22 protein-coding genes are annotated in these 24,849 nt (G+C 44.9%); 9 read left to right on the forward strand and 13 right to left on the reverse strand.

The genetic code is table 11. The annotated features are described in order from the left end of the window. The first annotated feature begins 198 nt into the window (after positions 1-198). Together ACXADE_RS16075 and ACXADE_RS16080 are read left to right on the forward strand one after the other, a co-directional pair. Positions 199-1,392 (forward strand): S8 family peptidase, encoded by a 1,194-nt coding sequence (locus tag ACXADE_RS16075; protein WP_474981442.1) that lies wholly within the window; start codon positions 199-201, stop codon positions 1,390-1,392. A gap of 443 nt (positions 1,393-1,835) precedes the next feature. Continuing rightward, on the forward strand, positions 1,836-2,801 hold the full coding sequence (locus ACXADE_RS16080) for a sodium:calcium antiporter (RefSeq protein ID WP_474981443.1): 966 nt from the start codon (positions 1,836-1,838) through the stop codon (positions 2,799-2,801). A 44-nt stretch (positions 2,802-2,845) separates the two neighbouring features. On the opposite strand, the gene ACXADE_RS16085 is transcribed toward ACXADE_RS16080, so the two are convergent. From ACXADE_RS16085 to ACXADE_RS16095, 3 genes are all read right to left on the reverse strand, one after another. Then, positions 2,846-3,568 carry an amino acid ABC transporter ATP-binding protein gene (locus ACXADE_RS16085; protein WP_474981444.1) on the reverse strand — a complete coding sequence of 241 codons (723 nt, stop codon included), beginning with the start codon at positions 3,566-3,568 and terminating at the stop codon, positions 2,846-2,848. After that, a complete protein-coding gene (locus tag ACXADE_RS16090) occupies positions 3,568-4,224 on the reverse strand; it encodes an amino acid ABC transporter permease (RefSeq protein WP_474982248.1) in 657 nt (218 codons plus the stop codon). Before ACXADE_RS16090 ends, ACXADE_RS16085 begins: the two co-directional genes overlap by 1 nt. 118 nt (positions 4,225-4,342) lie before the next feature. After that, the gene (locus ACXADE_RS16095; RefSeq protein ID WP_474981445.1) at positions 4,343-5,158 is read right to left on the reverse strand and encodes a glutamine ABC transporter substrate-binding protein; all 816 of its coding nucleotides are present in this window, start codon (positions 5,156-5,158) and stop codon (positions 4,343-4,345) included. Between the two features lie 270 nt (positions 5,159-5,428). Between ACXADE_RS16095 and ACXADE_RS16100 the strand changes: the two genes are divergently transcribed. Together ACXADE_RS16100 and ACXADE_RS16105 are read left to right on the forward strand one after the other, a co-directional pair. Beyond that, entirely contained in the window at positions 5,429-6,286 is an 858-nt protein-coding gene (locus tag ACXADE_RS16100; protein ID WP_474981446.1) for a GAF domain-containing protein, read from the forward strand. Between the two features lie 47 nt (positions 6,287-6,333). Beyond that, a complete protein-coding gene (locus tag ACXADE_RS16105) occupies positions 6,334-7,284 on the forward strand; it encodes a nuclease-related domain-containing protein (protein WP_474981447.1) in 951 nt (316 codons plus the stop codon). A gap of 155 nt (positions 7,285-7,439) precedes the next feature. On the opposite strand, the gene ACXADE_RS16110 is transcribed toward ACXADE_RS16105, so the two are convergent. From ACXADE_RS16110 to ACXADE_RS16150, 9 genes are all read right to left on the reverse strand, one after another. Further along, positions 7,440-8,720, reverse strand: a complete 1,281-nt coding sequence (locus ACXADE_RS16110) for a (Fe-S)-binding protein (RefSeq protein WP_474981448.1) — start codon at positions 8,718-8,720, stop codon at positions 7,440-7,442. Continuing rightward, on the reverse strand, positions 8,713-10,116 hold the full coding sequence (locus ACXADE_RS16115) for an FAD-binding oxidoreductase (protein ID WP_474981449.1): 1,404 nt from the start codon (positions 10,114-10,116) through the stop codon (positions 8,713-8,715). The genes ACXADE_RS16110 and ACXADE_RS16115 overlap by 8 nt, the downstream gene beginning before the upstream one ends. A gap of 13 nt (positions 10,117-10,129) precedes the next feature. Then, positions 10,130-11,008 carry a MurR/RpiR family transcriptional regulator gene (locus ACXADE_RS16120; RefSeq protein ID WP_474982249.1) on the reverse strand — a complete coding sequence of 293 codons (879 nt, stop codon included), beginning with the start codon at positions 11,006-11,008 and terminating at the stop codon, positions 10,130-10,132. A gap of 14 nt (positions 11,009-11,022) precedes the next feature. Beyond that, positions 11,023-11,859 (reverse strand): carbohydrate ABC transporter permease, encoded by an 837-nt coding sequence (locus tag ACXADE_RS16125; protein ID WP_474981450.1) that lies wholly within the window; start codon positions 11,857-11,859, stop codon positions 11,023-11,025. 19 nt (positions 11,860-11,878) lie between these two features. Continuing rightward, on the reverse strand, positions 11,879-12,772 hold the full coding sequence (locus ACXADE_RS16130; RefSeq protein WP_474982250.1) for a carbohydrate ABC transporter permease: 894 nt from the start codon (positions 12,770-12,772) through the stop codon (positions 11,879-11,881). Between the two features lie 152 nt (positions 12,773-12,924). Further along, positions 12,925-14,295: an extracellular solute-binding protein gene (locus ACXADE_RS16135; RefSeq protein WP_474981451.1), complete on the reverse strand. Its 1,371-nt coding sequence runs from the start codon at positions 14,293-14,295 to the stop codon at positions 12,925-12,927. Between the two features lie 57 nt (positions 14,296-14,352). Next, positions 14,353-15,258: an N-acetylmuramic acid 6-phosphate etherase gene (gene murQ / locus ACXADE_RS16140; protein WP_474981452.1), complete on the reverse strand. Its 906-nt coding sequence runs from the start codon at positions 15,256-15,258 to the stop codon at positions 14,353-14,355. A gap of 2 nt (positions 15,259-15,260) precedes the next feature. Then, a complete protein-coding gene (locus ACXADE_RS16145; RefSeq protein WP_474981453.1) occupies positions 15,261-16,220 on the reverse strand; it encodes an N-acetylglucosamine kinase in 960 nt (319 codons plus the stop codon). A 167-nt stretch (positions 16,221-16,387) separates the two neighbouring features. Next, a complete protein-coding gene (locus ACXADE_RS16150; protein WP_474981454.1) occupies positions 16,388-17,137 on the reverse strand; it encodes a nuclease-related domain-containing protein in 750 nt (249 codons plus the stop codon). 311 nt (positions 17,138-17,448) lie between these two features. Between ACXADE_RS16150 and ACXADE_RS16155 the strand changes: the two genes are divergently transcribed. Together ACXADE_RS16155 and ald are read left to right on the forward strand one after the other, a co-directional pair. Next, positions 17,449-18,699: a PucR family transcriptional regulator gene (locus tag ACXADE_RS16155; RefSeq protein ID WP_474981455.1), complete on the forward strand. Its 1,251-nt coding sequence runs from the start codon at positions 17,449-17,451 to the stop codon at positions 18,697-18,699. 105 nt (positions 18,700-18,804) lie between these two features. Continuing rightward, entirely contained in the window at positions 18,805-19,935 is a 1,131-nt protein-coding gene (ald, locus tag ACXADE_RS16160) for an alanine dehydrogenase (protein ID WP_474981456.1), read from the forward strand. A gap of 97 nt (positions 19,936-20,032) precedes the next feature. On the opposite strand, the gene ACXADE_RS16165 is transcribed toward ald, so the two are convergent. After that, on the reverse strand, positions 20,033-20,641 hold the full coding sequence (locus ACXADE_RS16165) for a pyroglutamyl-peptidase I (RefSeq protein ID WP_474981457.1): 609 nt from the start codon (positions 20,639-20,641) through the stop codon (positions 20,033-20,035). Positions 20,642-20,763: 122 nt separating this feature from the next. On the opposite strand from ACXADE_RS16165, the gene ACXADE_RS16170 reads away from it, so the two are divergent. From ACXADE_RS16170 to ACXADE_RS16180, 3 genes are all read left to right on the forward strand, one after another. Continuing rightward, positions 20,764-21,810, forward strand: a complete 1,047-nt coding sequence (locus tag ACXADE_RS16170) for a CdaR family transcriptional regulator (protein ID WP_474981458.1) — start codon at positions 20,764-20,766, stop codon at positions 21,808-21,810. Between the two features lie 122 nt (positions 21,811-21,932). Continuing rightward, positions 21,933-23,060: a glycerate kinase gene (locus tag ACXADE_RS16175; RefSeq protein ID WP_474981459.1), complete on the forward strand. Its 1,128-nt coding sequence runs from the start codon at positions 21,933-21,935 to the stop codon at positions 23,058-23,060. 7 nt (positions 23,061-23,067) lie between these two features. Further along, positions 23,068-24,426 carry a GntP family permease gene (locus ACXADE_RS16180; protein ID WP_474981460.1) on the forward strand — a complete coding sequence of 453 codons (1,359 nt, stop codon included), beginning with the start codon at positions 23,068-23,070 and terminating at the stop codon, positions 24,424-24,426. The last annotated feature ends 423 nt before the right edge of the window (positions 24,427-24,849 follow it).

Consider the following 24,849-nt stretch of genomic DNA (forward strand, 5'->3'; position numbering starts at 1 on the left):
TACCCCCAAAAATTACCACTCATTTACATTTATATAAGCCCCAAGACCCTTTTCGCCCACAAAAACTTGGGAATATCCACATTCAAAAAGATCACTTAACCGGCCTATATTCCTCCGACTATCCCAACCCGTATTTTGAAGGAAAACGGCGAAAATCTTAGAATTAGTAGAGTATAAACTTTTAAGGAGGAATTGTATTTGAAGTTCAAAAAGTTAGCAACATTGTCACTCGCAGCCTCATTAGCCCTTGTGCCGACAACAGGTCAGGTGTTCGCTGATTCCGAGCCGGAGTCACTGAACAAAGTGAACGTACAGGATGAGAAAGAAGAGTTCGTCAAAGGAGAAGTTGTCGTTAAATTTAAAAACGGCAAATCTCTCAACGCAAAACAATTGGAAAAATACGGTGCAGATGAAGTGACGGAAAAACGCTCCTTCGTCAACTCCCAAGTAAAAGTACTTAAAGTAGGAAACGTAGAAGCCGTAGCAAAAGCTCTCAGCAAAAACCCTAACGTTGAATATGCAGAACCAAACTACGTTTTCGAAGTTTCATGGTCACCAAATGATACTTACTATAGTGGATACCAGTACGGTCCACAAAACACAGACACAGAAGCTGCGTGGGACATCACACGCGGAAGCAGCAGTCAGGAAATTGCCATCATCGACTCTGGTGTTGACTACAATCACCCAGACCTTAATGATAAAACAATCAAAGGGTATGACTTTGTAGATGAAGACTATGATCCAATGGACTTGAACAGCCACGGTACTCACGTTGCAGGAACAGCAGCAGCAGAAACGAATAACAATGCTGGTGTTGCTGGAATGGCACCAGATACGAAAATTCTTGCTGTCCGTGCTCTTGATGCAAGCGGAAATGGTTCTTTGTATGACATTGCTGATGCCATTCGTTATTCTGCGGATGCTGGAGCAGAAGTCATCAACCTGTCTCTTGGCTGTAACTGTGATACACAGACACTTGAAGATGCCGTTAACTATGCATGGGGCAAAGGTTCTGTCGTAGTAGCTGCCGCGGGTAACGACGGTGTATCTACAACGTTTGAACCAGCTTCCTATAATAATGTCATCGCTGTTGGTGCTGTTGACAGCAACAACAACAAGGCCTCTTTCTCTAACTATGGAACATGGGTCGATGTAACAGCCCCTGGTGTTGACATTGCCTCCACTGTACCAAACAGCGGATATGCCTACATGTCAGGTACATCCATGGCTTCCCCACACGTTGCCGGACTTGCTGGACTTCTTGCATCCCAAGGGCGTTCCAACAGCAACATCCGTGCAGCTATCGAACAAACAGCAGACCCAATTTCCGGGACCGGCTCCTACTTCGAGCACGGCCTAATCAACTCTTATGACGCTGTAAACTATTAATCTAAAAAAAGCGGCCGGGTGGCCGCTTTTTTTATTAGTTTTCTTGAAAGATAATCTTCCTGGTGCAACAATCCCATTCATTCAAAAGAGGGTTTCGACACCCGCTATTCCTAAAAAGGGTTCAACGCCCCCCTTCACGAACAGCATTCCTTTTCACGGATCCCCAACAATCGAAAAAAACCTCGAAATCCTATCTATATTAAATAGCTCTACCCATTATAAGTAAAAAGCATTCAAAGGAGAGACTACCTTTGACGTCCTAGTAAAATTCCGCTATATTATTGGTAACAAGGGGAGTAGCGACCGTGCAACACGGTTGATGAGTCGTCATTTCAGTGGACCACCACTCGGCTCATCAAACTATGACCATAGTACGCAAGACCTTGGCCTGATTGAATAAGGGCCAAGGTCTTTTTTATTGGCCCGATAGGAGGATGAAAAATATGAACGCCCTATTATTCGCTGTATCCGCTGCTGTCGTCGTATTTGCTGCTGTAAAGCTCAACCGCTATGGCGATGTCATCAGTCAAAAATCTAAACTGAGCGGTGCAGTCGTCGGCACTTTTCTTATTGCAGGAGCCACTTCCCTGCCGGAACTTACCACCAGTTTAACGGCGGTGTACATCGATAACCCTGATATCGCCGTCGGGAACATGCTCGGCAGCAATGTGTTTAACGTTCTGATTCTCGCAGCTGTCGACCTCATTTACCGAAAGCATCAAATGTTCAATAGGATTGAAAAAACAGACCATATGCCGGCTGCCATTGCCAGTATACTTTTCACAGTCGTCGTAGCCACCGCTCTTTTCATGAGCTCAACGGTATCGATCTTCAATGTTGGGATTGAAATGTTCATTCTTGTTGGATTGTATATAGCCACTGTGAAGTTTTTTGAAAACAAGGATAAAGAGGAAATGGATGAAGCTGCGGCTACGAGTGACGGGATATCGCTAAAAAGAGCAAATATTGGATTTGCAGTCAGCGCTCTCGTTGTGTTCGCTGCAGGAAGTGTTCTTTCGATATCCGGGGATGCATTAGCTCAGCAGACGGGGATGAGTTCAAGCTTCGTCGGCAGCTTTTTGATTGCCGCTTCCACTTCCCTTCCGGAACTTGTCACTGTTCTTGCAGCCTTTAAAATCGGCAATTATAATATGGCCGCTGGATCAATATTGGGCAGTAACTTATTCAACTTACAGCTACTTGCCATTACAGACATTTTCTATCAAAAAGCTCCCATTTTAAGTACGACATCAGGAGGAAACCTATCTGTCGCCATTTTATTCATGGCCATGATGGTTCTGATCATTTTTATGATGATCCGAGGGAGAGTCGAGCACTTTATCAAATATGGAGCTCCATCCTTACTTATTGTCCTGCTTTATTTTGTATCATCCTATTACCTTTTCTGAAGATCGTAAAAAAATCTGCAGACCATCCGGCCTGCGGATTTTTCTTATAGGACTTTACTTAAGAATTCCTGAGTTCTTGGGTTTTGTGGATTGCCGAATAAATTCTCCGGCACATCCTCTTCCATGATGATTCCTTCATCCATAAATAAGACCCGGTCCCCTACTTCACGTGCAAACCCCATTTCGTGGGTAACAACTACCATCGTCATGCCTTCCTTTGCCAGATCTTTCATGACAGCCAATACATCACCCACAAGTTCAGGGTCGAGCGCAGACGTCGGTTCGTCGAACAGCATAATACTTGGCTCCATCGCGAGAGAACGCGCAATCGCTACACGCTGCTTCTGGCCGCCGGATAAGCTTTCCGGATAAGCGTCGGCTTTATCGCTTAACCCTACTTTTTCAAGAAGCGGGCGGGCTACTTTTTCAGCCTCTGCTTTTTTCATCTTTTTAACTTTGACGGGGCCGATCGTAATGTTTTCTAGCACGGTTTTGTGCGGAAACAGATTGAAGTGCTGAAACACCATCCCAACCCTGGAGCGTACATCATTAATATTTATTTTGGGATCCGTCAGGTGATCGCCTTGAATGATAACATCTCCGGAAGTTACCTCTTCCAGTAAGTTCAAGCAGCGAAGAAAGGTACTTTTCCCTGACCCCGATGGTCCAATCACACAAACGACTTCTTTTTCCTTGATTTCAGCATCGATTCCTTTCAAGACTTCGTTGGAACCGAATGATTTATGCAGATCTTTGACAGTAATCATTAGACATCCAGTCTCCTTTCCACTCGTCTCAAGTACACGGCAGTCGGTACCGTAATAATCAAGTACATCACACAAACCATCGTCAACGCCTGAAAGGCCTGGAAGGTCATTCCGTAATATTGCTGCCCCATGTAAAGCAGCTCACCCACAGCAATGACCGAGAACAAAGAGGTATCCTTCAAGCTGATGACAAACTGATTTCCAAGTGGCGGAATCATCCTTCTGAACGCCTGCGGCCAAATAATGTAGCGCATGGTTTGATTGCGGGTAAGACCGATGGACCGTCCGGCTTCTTCCTGTCCTTTGTCAATCGAATAAACGGCACCACGGACAATTTCAGCTATGTATGCACCGGCATTAATGGCGATTGCTATGATGGAAGCCGTAATTTTATCAATATTGATGCCTGTCAAATCAGATAAACCGAAATAAATGAATAAGATTTGGGCGAGGATAGGCGTACCACGTACCGCCTCAACATAAACAGTCGCGATTCCATAAATGATTTTACTTTTAGACAATCGTGCAAAACCGAAAATCGCCCCGAGGACAAATCCGATGAGCAATCCGACGAAAGTGATGAGTAATGTCCACACCAAACCCTCCAGCAAAAACGGCATGACACGGTAATAGTGCGATTCCGTAATGAACTCCATAGATGTATTCGCTCCTTGTGTTTTGATTTGTGTAATGAATCGTGCCAACCATTCCACTCATGGAAAAAGCGTAACAAGCCAATCACTTGCTACGCTTTATCTGATCAGCTTTGCTCTATTACTCGGATGATTCTGTGCCGTATTTACGCTCACCGAACCATTCTTCATAGATATCATCATAGGTTCCGTTATCAATTAAAGTCTGAAGAGCTTCATTCACATCGCTCACAAGTTCGGAATCCTTAGGAAAAGCGATTCCGTATTGCTCACCCTGGAGAATATCACCCGCCGTTTTCAAACCTTCAGAGTCGTTAGCTACATAATACTGAACGTTGGGAACGTCATACATGACCGCATCCAAACGACCGGATTCAAGATCCATATAAGCTTCTACGATTCCCGGGAATGTGATTAATTCTGCATCCGGGTGATTTTCTCTAATGTATGTCTCACTCGTTGTACCGGAACGAGTCCCCACCTTTTTACCGGCCAGATTGTCCTCAGATTGAATTTCATCATTGTCCGCGCTTACGGCAAGCATGAGACCAGCATCGTAATACGGATCAGAGAAATCAATAGTCTCCTTACGTTCATCTGTTATTGTCATACCTGCAATTCCAATGTCGTAGCGTCCAGACTGCATGCCTGCGACTACTCCATCAAATTTCATAGATTCAATTTCGATATTAAATCCTGCCTCATCGGCAATCGCCTTGATCAAATCAATATCGAAACCTTCCATCTCCCCCGTCTCCTCATTCATGAACTCGAACGGGACAAAGTTGTTATCCGTAGCTACTGAATATGTCTCTCCTCCAGAGTCTCCGGAATCACCAGAGTCCCCTGAGGACCCTGTGTCACTGTCACTGCCACAGGCAGCAAGTAGCATACTTAAAGCGATGACCATAATGAATAAGTACCATTTTGCTTTCATTCATATTTCCCCCTTTTATTATGTGACCTCTATTATCTCAAATTTTACTACTAATGCAAATTTTCTGAATAATATATATTTCACCCTTTTAAGGGGAAAAACTGGGTTTTAGGAAATATTTCATAAAATCACTCACTATTTCATTATTTTCTATCAAATATCTCACGATTACGACAAATAAATGAAGAATTTAAGGATTAATCTCAGCTTCAAAGGGTAATAGGGTATAATGGGGTATAGTTCCTAATTTTGTGTAAGGGAAGGTTTTACATGGCGGTAGAATATCACTTGAGATCAGAGCAATACCAGTCTCTTAAATCAGCTGCTCAAAAGATTTTTGAAGTCATTACGAGAAGACTGAATGTCCAGACCGCGTATATCACCATGCGGGGGAAAGACTCCATGACTGTCTTAAGTTCATTAAATAAAGAAGAAGAAATTGTTCCAGAAGGGTTCACCATTGATTATAACGAAAGTCACTGTCGCTTGGTCATTAATGACGAAAATAACATACTTAATACAAACAACCTGATGGAAGACCAGTTCACAAGGGAAATGGAAGCTTCATCCCTTTTAAAGGTGAAAGGGTACCTTGGGGTTACGCTTAGAGATCTCAAAGGAAGTGTGTTCGGAACATTATGTGTGATGGACAGGGAAGAAAAAGATTTTGATGAAGAAGACGTAGAATTTCTTCAAACCATCGCTTCCGTTCTTGCTCATATGATTGATCTGGACCAGACCCATTACAATATGGGATTAATGAATGTACCCATCATACCTATAACAGAAGGAATTTCCGTAATACCCATTCAAGGGATTGTCGATGAGGAACGGGCGGATAAATTACTTAGTGATGTTTTGACCTATGGTAAAGAGAATGATATCGATCATTTTGTCCTTGATCTGTCAGGTTTGGTCGTCAGTGATCAATTTTTCTCTGAAATGCTCCCCAAACTGATCCATGCCCTTCAAGTCATGGGAATTGAAGCAATTCTGACAGGGATTACGCCGGAAATTGCACAGAGAGAGATTCAAACGAACGTGTTGACCAAATCTAAGCCAAGAACAGTACCGAATTTAAAAACCGCTCTTTCTTCGATTGGGTTACAATTGATCGAAAGTCCATGAATCCTGCCTTCCCGGCAGGATTCGTCTTTCCTGAAAGGAACGATGCCATGATTATTAAAACAAGAACATTTCCCCGCGATATTGAACAGTTACAAGCGATCGAAAGACGCCTACAGGAAGAACACCCTCAATCATCAAAGGCGAAAGAACTATTAAAAGTCCGCCTCTCCGGCCATAAAGGAGAAATCGCCCTCGACTACCCTCTCTCTTTCCTCCCTGATCATTATCAAATCTTTCATCACCTTCGCCTTTTCGACGGCACCCACCACTTTCAAATGGACGGCTTAATCTTAACCGATGCATGGATCCTTATCATTGAAGCAAAAAACATCGGAGGAGATTTATTTTACAATCAACAGTTTAATTTTCTATCAAGGACCAGGGATGATGAATCCCAAACATTTTCCGACCCTGTCCTCCAAGTGCGCAGGCACCGTAGACAGCTCCAACATTGGCTTAAATGGAAAGACTTCCCCGAAATCCCTATCTACTGTCTCGTTGCAAACAGTCATCCAGCAACCTCGATCCAGACGGATGACCCTTCGTTAGATATTGTCATTCGGACAGAGACACTCCCTGAAAGAATCCAAAATATAGCTGATAAACACCAAGGACAACCTTTTTCTCCATCTATAGTTACAGATTTTTGCCGTGAGATTCTCCAGTCCCACAAGCCTTATCATTTTAACTACATGCGTAAACTCGCCATTAAGGAGTGTCACCTTAAAAAGGGCGTTTTCTGCCCGGCCTGTCGATGGTTGGCTATGATATGGGAGCATGGAAAATGGAAATGCCCTCACTGTGAACACAAGGATAAAACCGCTCACCTCCAAGCGTTAAAGGATTACTGTTTATTGTTTGATCCTGTAATTACGAGCAAGGATCTAAGAGCCTTTCTGATGATCCATTCCATTCATACGGCTCAGAGGATATTAAAGAATCTCGGATTAAGGTATGAGGGAAAGAACAAAGGTCGGGTGTATCATTTGAAATGCTAATAAAATGAACATTTTCGCTAATATCACCCGTGAAGTCGCTAATAAAACGACCAAAATCGCTAATAAAACTCTAAAAGGCGCTAATAAACGGTCACAACCTGCTAATTCCCATCACCTCCCCCAACAAAAAAAGACGACCTCCTAAAGAGATCGTCTTACTTCTTTGGCTTCGGGTCCGCCTCCATTAATAAATCAACGAGGTGCACAGTTTCCATCTCTAACCCTTCACGCTCAACCCCAAGCTTCATCTGAAGCTGGCAGCCTGGATTTGAAGTCACAATGCCCTCTGCACCTGATCCGCATACATCCTTCATTTTGACATCTAATATATGCATAGAGTCTTCATAATTGACAATGTTGTAGACCCCTGCAGAACCACAGCAGAACTCCGGCCGCTCCAATTGCCTAAGTTCAATTCCTGGAATCCGGCGGATCAATTCCAACGGCTCCTCAATCACGTGCTGTACGTTTCGTAAGTGGCAGGAAGGTTGATAGGTGACCGTTCGATGCAGTTCTTTTTCAAAAGTGAGCCCGTCTATTTCAACAAGTACTTCTGATATATCCTTCACACGTTCAACAAATCGTTCGGCTCTCTCCCGCCATGCTGTCCCTTCATCAAACAGATGTGAATATTCGATCAGGCGGGCGCCACATCCCCCTGCGTTGTTTACGACGTAATCGAAACCTTCTTCTTCAAAAGCTTCGATATTCCGTTTCGCAAGTTCTTTGGATTGATCCACTTTTCCTGAGTGGGCATGAAGGGCGCCGCAGCAGGTTTGACGATCGGGGAGCACTACTTCTGCACCGCTTCTCAATAACAGTTCAATCGTCCGTTGGTTGGTATCGAAAAAAACGCTGTCCATCACACATCCTTTGAAAAAGCCTACCTTCGCAGCTGCAGGGCGAGAACGGACATAACGGTTCGACCGCTCCTTACGTCTTCTTTTTGGTGAAGGCATCTCCGGTATTGCCGCTTCAAACTCATGAATCCGTAGTGGCGCTCGTTTTGTCAGACCAAAACGCTGGGAAACTTTTTGCAGGCCGCTCTTCTGATAAAGCCAAGTCGCGTTCCCTAATGTATCCATCCACTCGGATGAAGGGAAGAAAGATTGGAATAAAAAATTCTCCATTCGCGAATGGGGTTCATGATCATCAATGACCTGTTTTGCTCTTTCAAAAATCTCTCCGTATTGGACGTTCGTCGGACACACCGTCGTACACGCCATGCAACCCAGGCATTTTTCAATCGGTTCTTTCAAATCTTCAACCGAAGCTTTCCCTTCGGCCACCATTTTCACGAGGTTGATGCGCCCTCTCGGAGAGTGGGTTTCCTTCTCCATCGTTTCATAAGTGGGGCACGCAGGCAGACAGTAACCACATTGAACACAGTCAAACGTCAGATCATAGTTCAACTTTTCCTTTAATGTACTATTCATGATGAAGCACCAACTTCTGTCCTTTCTCAGGGAACACTTTTCCCGGGTTCAAAATTCCGTTCGGATCCCAACTGTCTTTGATTCGTTTCATCATATCCAACCCTGCTTCACCAAGTTCAAGCTCCATAAATGGCGCTTTCATCGTACCGATCCCATGCTCTCCTGACAACGTCCCTCCAAGATCTAGAGCGGCCTGAAACATTTCCTCTACCGCTTGTTCCACGAGCTTCATTTCTTCCGGATTACGCTTGTCACACAATATATTCGGATGCAGATTCCCGTCTCCTGCGTGCCCGAAAGCGACCACTTCCAGGCCGTACTTTTCCTTGATGAGTTCGAGCCTGTCCATGAAGTCAGGAATTTTACTACGTGGGACAGTTGCGTCCTCGGAAACTTTCGTCGGTTTGATCTTTGCAATCGCAGGGGAAACCTGCTTTCGGGCATGCCAAAGCTTGGCGGCTTCTTCATCACTTTTAGGGATGATGATTTCTTTGGCTCCCATACCTTTCATGATGTCTTCAATCAAGTTCCGCTCCGCGCGGAGAGTCTCTGGATGGCCATCCAGTTCGATAATGATGATCGCTGCTGCATTCACAGGCAGGCCGACGGGCTGAAAATTTTCGACCGCGGCAATACAAGCCTGATCCATGAATTCCATTTTGGCAGGAAGAATTCCTGAAGTAAGGGTTTGTGAAATGGCTTCCCCGGCTTTTCTTACCTCATCAAACGCTACCATCATCGTCTGTACAGCCGGTGGCTTTGGCATCAGTTTTAAAGTGGCTCCCACAATCACGCCAAGCGTCCCTTCTGAACCGACAATCAATTTTGTCAGATCAATTCCTGTGACATTCTTGATCGTACGTCCCCCCGTTCGGATCACTTCTCCTTCAGGGGTGACGACCTCCAAACCGAGCACATGGTCCTTTGTTACCCCGTACTTTAACCCGCGGGGGCCGCCTGAGTTTTCTGCGAGATTCCCGCCGATTGTTGCTACATGGGCACTGCTTGGGTCAGGAGCATACATAAGTCCGTGTTCCTCTGCCGCTTTATTAATGTTCCCCGTCAGCACACTAGGGGTTACGTTCACCGTCAAATCCCTTGGACTAAGGTCGATAACAGCAGGGAATTGGGACAAATCAAGCACCATCCCTCCATGGACAGGAAGAGGGCCGCCGCTCAGACACGTTCCTGAACCACGAGGATGCACCGGCACTTTATAACGGTTAGCAAGCTTTAAAACATCCGCGACTTCATGTTTGTCTTTTACTTGTACGACAGCATCGGGAAGATGTTCTCCGAATGACGCATCAAAACTATAACTATGCCGGTCAGCGAGCGCCGTCAGCACCCGACCCTTCGGGATCAAAGTCTGCAATTCTTCCAACCATGGTTCCATAGAAGTTTCCTCCTTAGCCTTTTTTATGTTTCTCTTTCAACAAATCCATGACATCCGTTATTTCATGAAAGTATTCCGATGCAAGGTCCCACTGTTCGGTCACAACATTTACAAATAAAATATCAATCATATGTAGCTGAGCTAAACGCGAAGAGGTGGCTCCGCTTCGAAAAGGGGCTGGAATCTCTCGCGATGCCGAGATATATAAAGATACATCCGCATAGTCCGTCACGGGAGACTGTCCATACCGTGTCAAGCTGATCGTCCGAGCACCCTTCTTCCGGGCGATCTCCATTATCTTTGCTGTTTCATGAGTTTCCCCCGAAAACGAAATACCGAAAACGACATCGTTCGAGTTTACGTTGGCAATATTCATCGCTGCATTATGCATATCGGTAAACGCAGAGGTCGGCTTGTTCATTCGCAGGAATTTCTGCTGAGCATCCTGAGCAATAATCCCCGAAGCTCCTACTCCAAAAAAGTGGATCGACCCTGCATCCTTCAACAAGCGCACCGCTTCAGACAAACTCCGGTAATCGACCATTTCCGTCGTCTCCTGAATGGCCTGCAGACTGTTGCTTGTTATTTTTTCTACAATCGAATCCGATGCTTCTCCCGGTTGAATATCCCGGTACCGCGCCTCGGGTTTTTTTTGCAAATCCCCAGAAATTCGCAGTTTCAACTCCTGCAGCCCTTTCAGACCAAGGGATTTACACAACCGTATGACAGCTGCACTACTTGTTAAGCTCAATTCCCCCAATTGGGTAGCCGTGCAGTGGATCGCTTCATGAGGCTGATCCAGTATAAATTCGGCAATCTTTTTTTCAGAAGGCGGAAGCTTGTCTTTCATCTCTTTCAAAATGACTAGACCGCCTGTAAGTGAATTTTTCAATATCAACACCACACTTATCCTTTAATGGCTCCTTCAGTCATTCCTTTAACAATTCTTCGTTGGAAAATCGCATACAGAACAATGACGGGAACGATGGCAATGACAAGGCTCGCAAACAGCGTCCCCCATGCATTCGTATATTGGGTTTCATTGCTGATATAATCAATGGCAAGAGCGAGCGTATAGTTTTCTTCGGTTTGAAGAAAAATCAGCGCCATGAAATATTCGTTCCAAAACTGGATCATATTCATAATCGTAACGGTAATAATGCCGGTTGTCGAAAGAGGGGTAATGATTTTCCACAGAATCCCGTAAGGAGACATTCCATCAATAGCGGCCGCTTCTTCCAAAGACTTCGGAATCGTTGCCATAAAGCTCGTCAGAACAAAAATACTGAACGGCAGCTGACTGACCGCATAGACAATACTTAAACCAAAAATATTATCCAGAAGGTTCAGCTGCATCAATAAAAAGAATAAAGGAATCCAACCGAGGACCATAGGAATCATCATGGCGGAAATATATAACGTAAACAACAGCCGATTACCTCTGAACCTCATCCGCTCAAGCGCATAGGACGTCGGGATGGCCATGGCAAGGGTCAGAGTCGCGCCGAGACCTGTCACAATGAAACTGTTGAACACACTCGTATCAATGTTATAGTTGCTCCACGCATTGACAAAATTACTGAAACTGAAGGATTCCGGCAATCCCCATGGATTTGCATAGATTTCAGCATTGGATTTGAAGGCCCCAAGAACCATCCAAAAAATTGGATATAAAACAGCGAGCGACCATATGATCAGTGGGATACGAACGATCGTTCTTGAAAAAAAGCTCCCTTTCTTCACTCTATTCCCCTCCTGCCTATCAGTACTCTACTTTCTCTCTTCTCATAAGAAACTGCATGATCAAAACAGTCACAAGCGACAAAATCAAAATCATAACGCCGATCGTCGCACCATAACCAAAGTTATATTTCACGAAAGCCTGCTCATATAAATAGGAGCCCATTACATGGGTAGAATTGTTCGGCCCTCCTTTGGTCATGACCTGGACGATGATGAAAGAACCATTCAATGTCGTAATAATGATATACAAAATTGAAATTTTGATTTGAGGCCAGATCAAAGGCAGCGTCACTTTCCAAAATTGCTGCCATTCCGTAGCTCCATCAATTTCCGCCGCTTCGTAGTAGCTCTTTGAAATATTTGATATTCCGCCCATAAGCATGAGCATAAACAAACCGATTCCTGCCCATACAGACGGAAGAACAAGACTCGGCAGCGCCCAGTCTTCACTCCCAAGCCATGGACGTGTCCAACTTTCCAGACCTATTAATTCAAGTCCTGAGTTCACAAGACCGAGACTCGGGTTGTAGATGAACATCCAAAGAATACCGATGACGACAACAGACATGATGTTCGGGAAGAAGAATACAATCCGGTAAAATGGGGCTTCTTTGATCTTCATTTGTGTCAACGCCACTGCAAAAAAAGTGGATAGAATCATAATGCCGATCACTTTTGTAATCACGAGAAAGTAATCATGCCAAATAGTGCGCGGAATGATGCCATCCGTAAAAAGGCGTCGATAGTTATCAAAGCCTACGAATTCTGCAAGCGACGATGCTCCTGACCAACGGAAGAAAGAATAATAAAGTCCATTGAACAAAGGGTACAATGTAAATACAGCAAACAAAACGAAGGTAGGAATAAGACAAAACGCAAGGAACATATTCCGCTGCCGCTTGGACTGTACCATAACAAACACCTCTTTCTTTTGTAGGAATGAGTATCCGAAGCATAGGTCAATCAACAGCAGGAACGTTCGATTCCCGCCGTTGATTGGCTCATGCCGGGATTCATGTGGAAAATGGAATGTGAAGACACGCGCCTCCACATTCCACATCTCTTTTACTCCAAGCTGCTGCGGTAATCCGCCGCCGCTTTTTCAGCTTCTTCTACGAATTCTTCTGCTGAAATATTTCCGAGCATCAACGATACAAGTGAGTTACTGATTGGTGTCTCAAGCTCTGAACTCATCGGGTGAGGCTTTTGGTGAATTTGAACTTGTTCAGGGTCATTGATCATCTTGTTTGCTTCGATTAAGAATGGAGGGACTTCCTCACTGGAAGCAAGATCAACGCCTTGAAGGTTCATAATCGCCCCCGTATGTTCAGAAAAGCTCTTCGCATATTCTTTTGTGAATACAAACTCAACAAAAGCTTTGGCTGCATCAGGATTTTCTGCTTTTTCAGCAATGGCTAATGGGCGAAGGTCCGGGACAATCGCATAAGGTTCGCCTTCATCCTGCATAGGAGATGGAATGAACCCATATTCGAAATCTTCCGGCGTATCATTGGCCATTTCATTCGGAAGCCAGAAGCCTACAGGAATAAACGCATTGTCATGAAGCAGGAAGTTCATTTGGGACTGAGTATGGTTCAAGGCACCAAAGCCTGAGTCAATCATACCTTCCTGCTGCATCTGTTCGACTTTTTTCATGACATTCAATACAGGCTCACTTGTCCAGGCGCCTTCTTTACCTGTAATGACATCATTAAGAAGCTCATCCCCTCCAGCTGCCCCGAAGGCAGGGTAAAGAACTCCGCGGAGGAAATAATAAGGATACTGTCCGGTCGTCACGAACGGTTCCATTCCTTCAGATTCTTTAATTTCGCTCATCGTATCCATAAAGCTTGGGAAATCCTTAGGCACATCCCAGCCCTTCTCTTCGAACCAGGCATTGTCATACCACGTTCCCCATGTGTCAAAAACGAGGGGCAGGCTGTGAATTTCACCATCATAAGTGGAAGGGTCGACGATGAAGCTCTCACTTAGAGCCGAACCATCTTCCAATTCAATCCCATTCAACCATTCCGTCAAGTTCATCAGCTGCCCATCTTCAACCATCTGCGTTTCACTGGATCCCGCTCCATCAATATATACGACATCAGGTGGATCATCGGACACCCAGCGCGACCTCATTTCTTCATTGATATTAGGGCCTGCATGTTCCGTGATGGTGACATCAGGATATTCTTCTTGGAAATCAGCGATGACTTCCTTCCACCAGGAATCTCCGTATCCTCCTACAAAATATTGAATTTCAAGTTCTCCAGAAATGGAACCAGACTCTCCAGAATCAGAAGTCGATTCCTCCTCGCCACCTTCACTCTCCGTCTCTTCCGTACCCGCTCCAGGTGCACACCCGACAAGCAACAAGAAAGCCAATAAAACCCCCATCATCAACCAAGCAGATGTTTTCCGCCACATGCTCAACATAAGCTCCCCCTTTTTGATTGGAAAATATATTTGAAACCATGAAATATGGTCTTCAAATCAGTCATATTCCTTCATTGCTTTTCGTAGATTCTCCTCATTCTCCTGAAGTAGCCGCCTTGCCTGGTCGTAGGAAACGCCAAGCTTCAACATGATGACCGCCGGCTTCACTTGCAAATGGGCGAGCTGTAATGTTTCTTCTGCTTCCTCATAAGTCGCAGACGTACTTTCCATCAGAATGCTCTTTGCCCGCTCCCTCAATTTATGGTTACTTGCGTGGACATCCACCATTAAATTCTCATAAACTTTCCCAAGTTTGACCATGACTGTCGTACTTATCATGTTCAACACCATTTTGTGAGCCGTCGCTGCTTTCAAACGTGTAGAGCCTGTCAATACTTCAGGACCTACGATCACTTCTATCGGACAGTCTGCAAAGCCGCTAATTTCAGATTGTTCATTGCACGATAAGGAAATCGTATAAGCGCCGACAGAACGTGCGTGTTTAAGAGCGCCGATGGGGAAAGGTGTGCGGCCACTAGCCGTTATGCCGACCACCACGTCTTTGGAAGTCAACTTCTTAGCCTGGAGGTCCTTTTCACCTTGGGAGGCATCATCTTCAGAGTTTTCGCTCGCTTTCATGAACGCTTCCCCTCCGCCAGCCATGACGGCCTGGACCATGTCAGGGTCCACTAAGAAAGTCGGTGGGCACTCGGAAGCATCCAATATCCCGAGCCTTCCACTCGTCCCCGCTCCTACATAAAAAAGGCGCCCTCCTTTTTTCAATGAAGCAGCCGTATGATCCACAGCCTTCGTAATGGAAGGAAGGACGGCCTTCACCGCTTCTGCCACTTTGTAGTCCTCTGCATTCATCACTTTTAAAATCTCTGAGGTTGTCATTTCATCCATATTTTTTGTGCGTTCATTTCGCTTTTCTGTCGTCAGGAACGTTAACGAATCCGTCACCGTCAGCACCGCCTTTCGTGATTATCAGATAATGCCAGCATCGCTGCTCCAAACTCTGGGGGAGCCAAAGGTTCCTTGAAGACACCGTAGCCTTTCGTCTCGATCTGGCGAATGAAATGCTGTTTCAACAATTTCGAGTGTTTGAAGATAGACCCTGCTGCAGTAATAGTGGCGCCTGTTTGAACCCCCTGCCTGACTATACTCTCCACATGAAGGACAAGCTCATCAGCCGCTTCTTTCAGAAGTTGGATCGCCACAGCATCTTCTTTCGCTGACGCTTCAATGACGCATTCAGCCAGCCTGGCAATTTCATGTTTTCCATAGGGGCGGCCATACATATACCGAACAAGATCCTCCTCCTTTTCCAGCTTCAGCTTATCCAGCAATAGCCGGGTGAGGAGCGTTTCACGCCCCCGCCCATCAGCGGCTTTCGCCACTGATGATAGCGCTTTCAAAGAAAGGGAATAGCCACTGCCTTCATCCCCGATCAGATGCCCCCAGCCTCCGCATCGATAGAGAGCACCACGAGAATCAATACCAACAGCATTGGACCCTGTTCCCGATATGATTAGAATTCCGGACGAATCATTAGGAGAGAGTGCTCCTTTTAGAGCCGCTACACTATCAGAACCAACCCATATGTTGCAATTTTCAGAAAATGAAGACCGTAAAAAAAGATTCTGGACCATCCTTTTCATCTGTTCTTCATCTTCAGGCCTTCCAATACCCGCAAGTCCGAAACCGATGCCAACGATTTGTGCAGAATCTAAGTGGAACATTTGCATCCCTTTTTCAATCAGAGCCTTCAACCGATGAGAAGATTCCTCAAAGCCTACTTGATGAGGATTCGTTCCAGGGCCCTGGACGACTTTAGGTTGTTCAGGATATGTAGCGTGATGAGCTTCAAGGAACAAACAGGTCGTTTTCGTACCTCCACCATCAATACCAAGTAAATATTCCATAGACTTCCTCCAACCTTTGTTGGTATCATTATAAAATCTATGAATTATTATGTCAACATATGTTTTAATATACTGTAATTTTATTTCAAAAGAATAATTACGCATTATATTTGTTTTATATTATCCATTTATTGGATGACCTGGTGCACCATTTTTTTCCTTGTTATTTACATGCGACTGGATGTGAAGCGGCATGTCGGGAATTCCTGGCATCCTTTGTAAGCGCCATACTTACCGATCCGGTCGATGAGTTGTCCGCCACAATCAGGGCACTCCATTTTTTTAACTTTTTCTTTCCTCTTTTCTTGTTTCCATTTAATCCTTTGGACGTGTTGAACTCTCGCTTCTTTACCCTTGATATTATAGTGGTTCAAAGCATAAACGATCCCCTTCATATGAGCGTTGGAAATTAGTCGTTCATCATATCTTTTGATAAGGGCAAGCAGGTCTAAATGATTCACAACATGAACGAGTGGCGAAGCAATGGAAATTTCCTTGAGCGTGGACTTGGAGCTGAAGGATACGATTGAACAATAAGGATGCGTATAGGTTTTTCCCAATACTTCCTCTAAGCTTTTCATGTGACCATAATTTTGATGGATCGGATTCATAAACTTATATTCTCGTTTGTAAATGGCCTGCGTCCATTTCTTATTTTTTTCATCCCCATAAATCCACCCTCGATAATTCTTCGTTTCAATCACAAACACTCCGTATATAGAAACAACGACATGATCAATTTGTGTCGTCCCCCGCTCTGTCTCTAGTAAAAGATCGTTCATCACACAATACTCGTTTTCATTCAGAGTCTGAAGCAGAAAAGAAACCTTCGCTTCACCGATCTTTCCCTTGACCACCGGCGTCGCGAAGGCTCCACTCAAAAACATTACGACCACTACCAAAATGACAATCCCCACAAAATCCCCTCCAAATCAAACTTGTCCATAACTTTTCTCTTATCGAATTATAGCTTCATATGTAAATAAATGCCACACCAGGTCATACAGAAATTGTAAAAACCACTTCTGTATGGTGATCCACCAGGTAGACATATGATTAATAAACGCTCTTTTTCTGTTTCTCTCGTTTCAAGCGGAATGGTCTGTAAAACCTACGATACTGAGCCCGATTACGATAACGTTTGTAAAGACTACAATAGGAAAATGGATGTTTCTAGTGAAGAATCAATGATAATATAAGGGTAGACACACGATTAAGGAGTACGGCTATGAAACATTCATCACATTTAAACTATTCCTATAAAGATTTCATCGACTCCCCCGAAGGATTGGCCGACAGCATCGCCGAAACTTTGGGCTGTCCTGTAACCATTGAAGATGCCAACCACCGCATCGTCTCCTACAGCAGACATGAGAAAAATGTGGATGAAGCAAGAACAGCAACTATCATGAGACGGAAAGTACCCGAGCATGTTATTAACGGCCTGTGGAAACAGGGAATTATGGCAAAGCTGTTTGAAAGTGATCAGCCGCTTATTGTCAAAAAAATTGATACCATCGGTTTGGGCCATCGTCTGGCGATTTCCATACGCAAAAACAATGAAATCCTCGGGTTCATTTGGGCACAGACGAACGAACTTTCCGTTACGGCGGAGCATTTGGAAGAGATGAAAGAAGCTGCCCAGTGGGTAAGTCACCATCTCCTACGACAGCAGGCGAAAAAAAAGAAAACCGAAGAAAATCGCAAAGAGTTTTTCTGGCAGTTGCTCACAGGGTCCCTGCAAAACCAGGCGGAAATCAAACGCCTCGCCAAAAAGTTCCATATGAATCTGCAAGGGCAATTGTGCGTCGCTGTTTTTGAGTTTACAGAAGAAATGAGTCAAGCCGTCGAGCGGCATGCCTATTATTTGACGGAGACCCTTCACCAAACGAGGATCGTTAACCGGATTTTTGATGACCAACAGCTGATTCTCCTCGTTCGGACGGACGATAATAAGGATGCTAATGAAATGAATCAGGCATTCATTCGTGAATTCACCCAGAAGATGGAAGAACGTCTGCATTTTGAAGATTTAAAAGGGGCGTTCGGGCTGATCTACGATTCACCGACTTTGATCAGCGACAGTTATAAGCAGGCGTTGAAGGTTTTGGAACTGAAAGAGCAGTTCACAGGAGCACTCCAACATATCGACAACTATCAGGATCTCGGGGTATACCAATTCCTTAACGAACTTTCCGCCCTTCAGAAGCGGGAAAACTACAAGAACGATGCATTGAGGAACATTCAAAATTACGACAATCAGCACAATTCCAGGCTTCTTGAAACATTAAAGGTCTTCCTTGAGAGAAACAGCAATGTCCACCAGGCCGCTGCTCATATGCATATCCATACCAATACGTTGAACTACCGCCTGAAGCGTATAAAAGAGATTGCCAACATCGACTTCAAGAATGCCAATCAGAAAACAATGCTTTACTTGGATCTATTGATTCATGAGAACGAACAGGAGGGTTTGTGATTTTTCACAAATCCTCCTGTTTATTTTTTCATTTTCACCTAAACAAAAATTCAGCTTAGCAAGCTATACTTTTGTTACATTCAATTTGAAAGGTGGACGTTCCTCATGATTATCGGAATTCCAAAAGAAATAAAAAACAATGAAAACCGCGTAGCTATTACGCCTTCAGGTGTCATCAACCTCATGAATGCCGGGCACACGATCCGCATCGAAACCCAAGCGGGTACAGGCAGTAACTTTACGGATGAAGAATATCGTAACGCCGGTGCTGAGATTGTTGAAACCGCTTCCGATATTTGGGCGGATTCAGAAATGGTCATGAAAGTCAAAGAACCTCTTCCATCTGAATACGGATACTTCCGTAAAGGACTACTATTGTTCACATACCTTCACCTTGCAGCGGAACCTGAATTGACAAAAGCATTGGTCGAAAACGAAGTGACCGCTATTGCCTACGAAACGGTGGCTGTTGACAATAAACTGCCTCTACTCACACCGATGAGTGAAGTGGCTGGACGTATGGCTACACAAGTAGGTGCGCAGTATTTGGAAAAATCCTTCGGTGGCAAAGGAATTCTTCTCAGTGGGGTTCCTGGTGTTTCCCGCGGAAAAGTCGTCATCATCGGTGGTGGAATCGTCGGAACCAACGCAGCGAAAATCGCTATTGGTCTCGGAGCTCATGTAACTGTATTGGATCTCAATCCAAACCGTCTGCGTGAATTAGACGATCAGTTTGGCGCAGACATCCAAACAATGATGTCCAACCCGTTCAACATTGCGGAAGCAGTCAAAGAGGCAGACCTCGTAGTCGGAGCTGTCCTTATCCCAGGCGCCAAAGCGCCTAAACTCGTAACGGAAGACATGGTGAAAGAAATGAAAGAAGGATCCGTCATCGTAGACGTAGCCATCGACCAAGGCGGAAACTTCGAAACCGTCGATCACATCACGACTCATGATGATCCGATCTATGAAAAACACGGAGTGCTGCATTATGCAGTAGCCAACATTCCAGGAGCGGTTCCTCGCACATCTACAATCGCCCTGACAAACGTAACCATCCCATACGCTTTGCAAATTGCCAATAAAGGCGTAAATAAAGCGGTCGAAGAAAATAAAGCGATTGAAGCAGGCGTGAACACAGCCAATGGCCACCTAACGTACGAAGCCGTCGCCCGCGACCTAGGGTATGACTTTAAGCCAGTCAAAGAAGCCCTGGAAACCATGGCCCATGCCTAAAACACAAAAACTCCCCCACACCGCTGGGGGAGTTTTTGTGTTGGGTTTTTACAAATTTTACCGCACCAGGTCATACATATATTGGAAACACAAACTCTTATTCGTCTAAACTACGGATCATAACGCGTACGGCTTCCGTTAAGGTGGCCTGTGACCAGCTTGGTAGATCTCCGTGCTGAACTGCCAGTTCATGAGAGGCTGGCATGTGGATGAACCCAGAGCGGACCAGGCGATTATCTTTCTTAAAATAATCGAGTCCTCTATATATGACATGGTTACATAAATATGTTCCTGCCGTATTGGAGATATCAGCCGGATATCCCTGATCATTCAAAACATCAACGAGTGAGCGGATGGGGAGAGTTGAAAACAACCCGTCAGGTCCATCCTCCTCTATCTTCCCACCTCCCGGACGATTCCCCTCGTTATCAGCTTCCTTGCTTTCGTTCCAATTCACGGCCATCCGTTCAGGCGTCAATTTATACCGTCCCGCCGCAAGCCCTAGAGACATTACCACATCGGGGTCCACATCCTTTATGTAGGAAATCAATAGATCGCCAGACTTGCTATAATCCACAGGGAGAACCCGACCTTCGATTTTATAATCCCCAACTGCCTCCCCGTCCAAGGCTTTCACTATTTCTTCTGTAGGATTGATTTTATAACCCAGAAAGGGTTCAAATCCTGTCAGCAGTATTTTTTTCATATTCTGTTCCCTCCTTAATCAGCATCGATCGTTAATGTAAATCTTACCTCCAGCGTTTTCCTCCTTCAAGAGATTCAGTTCTACTACAATCTGATAGAATGATAGAAAAGGAGGAATCGACCGTGGAAATTACAGTTCAACTAGGAAAAGAAATCATCCATCGCTTATCAAGATACATCGACGTATCCATCAACCTCATGGACCCCACGGGAAAAATTGTAGCCAGTACGGACCCCGGGCGTGTCACACAAGTTCATGGAGGTGCACAGTTGGTCGTAGAAACGCTTCAACCCCAGCGGATCACTCCCCAACTCGCTCATCGGTATATCAACACCAAACCAGGGGTCAATCTCCCTATCTTTCATAGAGGGGAACTGGCAGGCGTAGTCGGATTGACAGGAAACCCGGATGATGTCTATCAGGCAGCCGGAATGACACAGGGTTCTGTAGAAATTGCCTTGGAACAGCTGTACTTACAAAAAGAAAGCTTTTATCAAGAAAGACAATGGAACCACTGGTTTCACCGCCTCCTCTCCAGTCCGGATACGGCTGATTTGGAACAAGAAGCCCGCTATTCCCTTGGGACAGATATAAAGAAAACATGGCAGGTCCTCGTTTTCAAATCTGAATCTCCTTATGAAGAATCAGAACAAGTAAGGTTTCAGGCCGAACGTTCAAATATTCCACCACTTTTCGTCCTGCCTTTTCAAGATAATCTTGTTGTCATGCCGATCCCTTTTCAAAAGAATCTTCCATCTTTGGACATACAAAGTCCAGCAGCCATCGGGGAACCAGGCTTCAGCGCCAAAGGAATTTATGCTTCGTTCCAACAGGCCAAGCAATCGCTGGAGATTGCCGGATCTCAAGGAACTATTATTGAAAGCTCGTCTTTGAAAATGGAACGACTCCTCTCAAGCATAGCGCAAGCAACCTTTCAAGAAATCACAGAACCTTATGCTCAACGGCTAAGTCAATTAGAGAGCCCTTATCTCACCACCCTCCATGCTTTTTTTACCAACGATTTAAAAATGAGCCGGACCGCCGGTGAACTGCACATCCACCGCAACACTCTCCTTTACCGTTTGGATCAAATCCATAAGAAAGTAGGGCTGGATGCCCGGGTTTTCAAAGATGCGATCATTTTACAATCGATTTTGATTTGCAGATAACTTGTGCAACTGCACAAGTATCCGCTTTCATTTTTCTGATATTTTGTTCATCCCATCAATTGTTTTCCTTTCTCTTTTCTTGTTGAATGGAAGTAACCAAGAAAATAAAGGAGGTCAAAGAAATGAAGGTCGTTTTCGCTCCTGATTCTTATAAAGGGAGTTTATCATCCATTCAGGTCGCAGAAATCATGAAAAAAGCTTTCCAGTCCGTGGATGCCGATATAGAGACCATCACAAAACCCATGGCCGACGGGGGAGAAGGCACCCTTGAAGTATTTTCTGAGTCGGTCCCACACGAGAAAATCCACTTCTCATGCAAAGGACCCTTAGGAGAAGAACGTGAAAGCTGGTATGTGAAAATGAATCAATCCCAAGCCGTCATTGAAGGTGCAGTAATAGCGGGTCTCCCCCTTGTCCCAGAAGAAAAACGCAATCCAGACAACACGACAAGCTATGGAATTGGCCAGGCTATCACGCATGCCCTGGATGAAGGCTGTACAAACCTGATGATTGCCATCGGTGGGAGTTCAACAAACGATGGAGGGCTTGGAATGCTTCAGGCTCTGGGCATGAAAACGTATGATGCAAATGGACAAGAAACAGACATGTACGGAAAAGATTTGCACGATGTTCATCAGGTCGATTTTTCTCATTTAGATCTGCGTCTGAAAAACACATCCATCCAGGTTGCATCGGACGTTGACAATCCATTGACCGGTCCTGAAGGGGCCAGTCACATTTATGGCCCGCAAAAAGGTGCGACACCCAAGCAAGTGGAAACGTATGATCAGTCGCTATCCCGATATGGAACTCTCATTGAAAAAGAAATAGGAACCTCCCACATGGAAACTCCTGGAGCAGGGGCTGCCGGCGGTCTGGGCTTTGCTTTTCTTACCATCGGTGCTGCGCTTGAATCAGGCGCAAAGCTTGTAGGTGAAGCGACCGGTCTCAAAGAAGCGCTCCACGGTTCCTCCTTTGTATTAACAGGAGAGGGACAAAGCGACGAACAGACCCTGTTCGGAAAAGCTCCCGGATACGTAGCGGAGCAAGCTCAGGCGCAGCAAATTCCTGCGATCCTCGTCTCCGGAAGTCTAGGAGGAGATTGCGAATCTCTAAACAAACGATTCACGAGTTGTTTTTCCATTACCCAAGGCCCTGCTTCTCTTGAAAAGTGTGTGACCCATGCAGAAGACTATTTATTTGAAACTACGAAACAAATTGCACGGTTGATCGTAAATAAAAAGGAGTGAGCATTGTATGGAAAGTTTCGGTTTAGTCCTCATTATTTTACTAGGTGTTTTATTCGTTATTGTCGCTACAGCAAAGTTTAATCTTCACCCTTTTCTTTCTTTATTAATCTCAGCTTTCGCTATTGGAATTTTATCAGGGATGCCCCTAGCTAATGTAGTAGAGGCTGTAAATGGTGGCTTCGGGGGGCTGATGGGAGGAATCGGACTCGTCATCGTGTTCGGTACAATCATCGGCGTCATCTTAGAAAAGTCAGGGGCTGCTCTTCGTATGGCCGAGGTTGTACTGAGGATTGTAGGAGAAAAGAGACCTCAACTTGCGATGAGCGCCATCGGAAGCATTGTAAGTATCCCCGTTTTCTGTGACTCTGGTTATGTTATTTTATCCTCCTTAAAGAAAGCGCTTGCAAATAAAACAAAAGTGACCGTTGCTTCGATGGCAATCGCCTTATCGACGGGCCTATTTGCTACCCACACGCTCGTCCCGCCGACTCCAGGACCGATTGCTGCCGCAGGGAACATTGGAGCACAAAATTATCTCGGTACTGTTATCTTATTCGGCATCATCGTTGCGATCCCGGCGATCTTAATCGGGTACTTTTGGGCGGTCAAAGCAGGAATGAATATTCATATTGAGCAAAATGAAGAAGATGCCGCTTATGATTATGACGAGGTCGTCAGCAGCTTTGGTGACATGCCTTCCACTGCAAAATCATTTGCGCCGATCCTCGTTCCCATTCTTCTCATCGGCTTCAGCTCGGTCATTACTTTTGCCGGTTGGGAAGGAGCTTTGTTCTCCTTTTTCTTATTCCTTGGATCACCAGTCGTCGCACTTTTAGTCGGCGTGTTGTTCGCCTTTTCGCTACTTCCTAAATACGATGAGGAGACTCTTACTCAATGGATCGGAATCGGTATTAAAGAAGCGGCTCCCATCCTCCTTATTACAGGTGCCGGCGGGGCATTCGGGTCTGTTATTAGTTCAACCAGCATCGCGGACCTCATTAAAGGAATCGCTGGCAACGAAACCGCTGTCGGAGCCGTATTCATTTTCATTCCATTCATCATTGCAGCCGCATTAAAAAGTGCTCAAGGATCTTCAACAGCAGCCATCGTTATTACATCAACATTGATCGCTCCGCTCCTTCCACAAGTTGGAATCGAAGGGGCTGTTCCACTCGCTCTTGTCGTAATGGCTGTCGGTGCAGGCGCCATGGTCGTCTCCCACGTCAACGACAGCTACTTCTGGGTGGTGAAGGAATTCAGTGGGATGTCGATCACTCAAGCCTACAAAGCTCAAACAATGGGGACATTGCTGCAAGGTTTGACCGCTATCGCAGTAACGTCCATTTTATGGTTTGTATTTGTTTAACAGAAAGACAAAAAGACAGTTGTTGTTCTATTAATAAAAGGAAACATGAACAAACCCAACAAAAAAGTGATGCACCTCCGTCGGAGAGCATCACTTTTTTAATTTACCAAACAAAATAAACAACCGTCGCCACTAATCCCCAAACAGGCAGAGAAAGAAGCACTGCCCATAGAAGTCCTTTAAAAAAATTCCCTTCCGACTGCTCCATACCATCACCTCTTACCATTCAGTATGGACATGACTAAGAATAAACCTACCTTCTTTATTGATACAAAATCCGACGCATATTTCCCAGGTAATAATCATTACCCGGCATTTTTCATCAAGTTTCATAAAAAAGAACTTCCAATTTTATGGAAGTTCTTTTTTATATTTGGCTTATTCAACTAAAGCTCCTTTTTCTTGAAGACTCAGTTTCGAGAT

Source organism: Halobacillus sp. ABR2_026 (assembly GCF_056158545.1).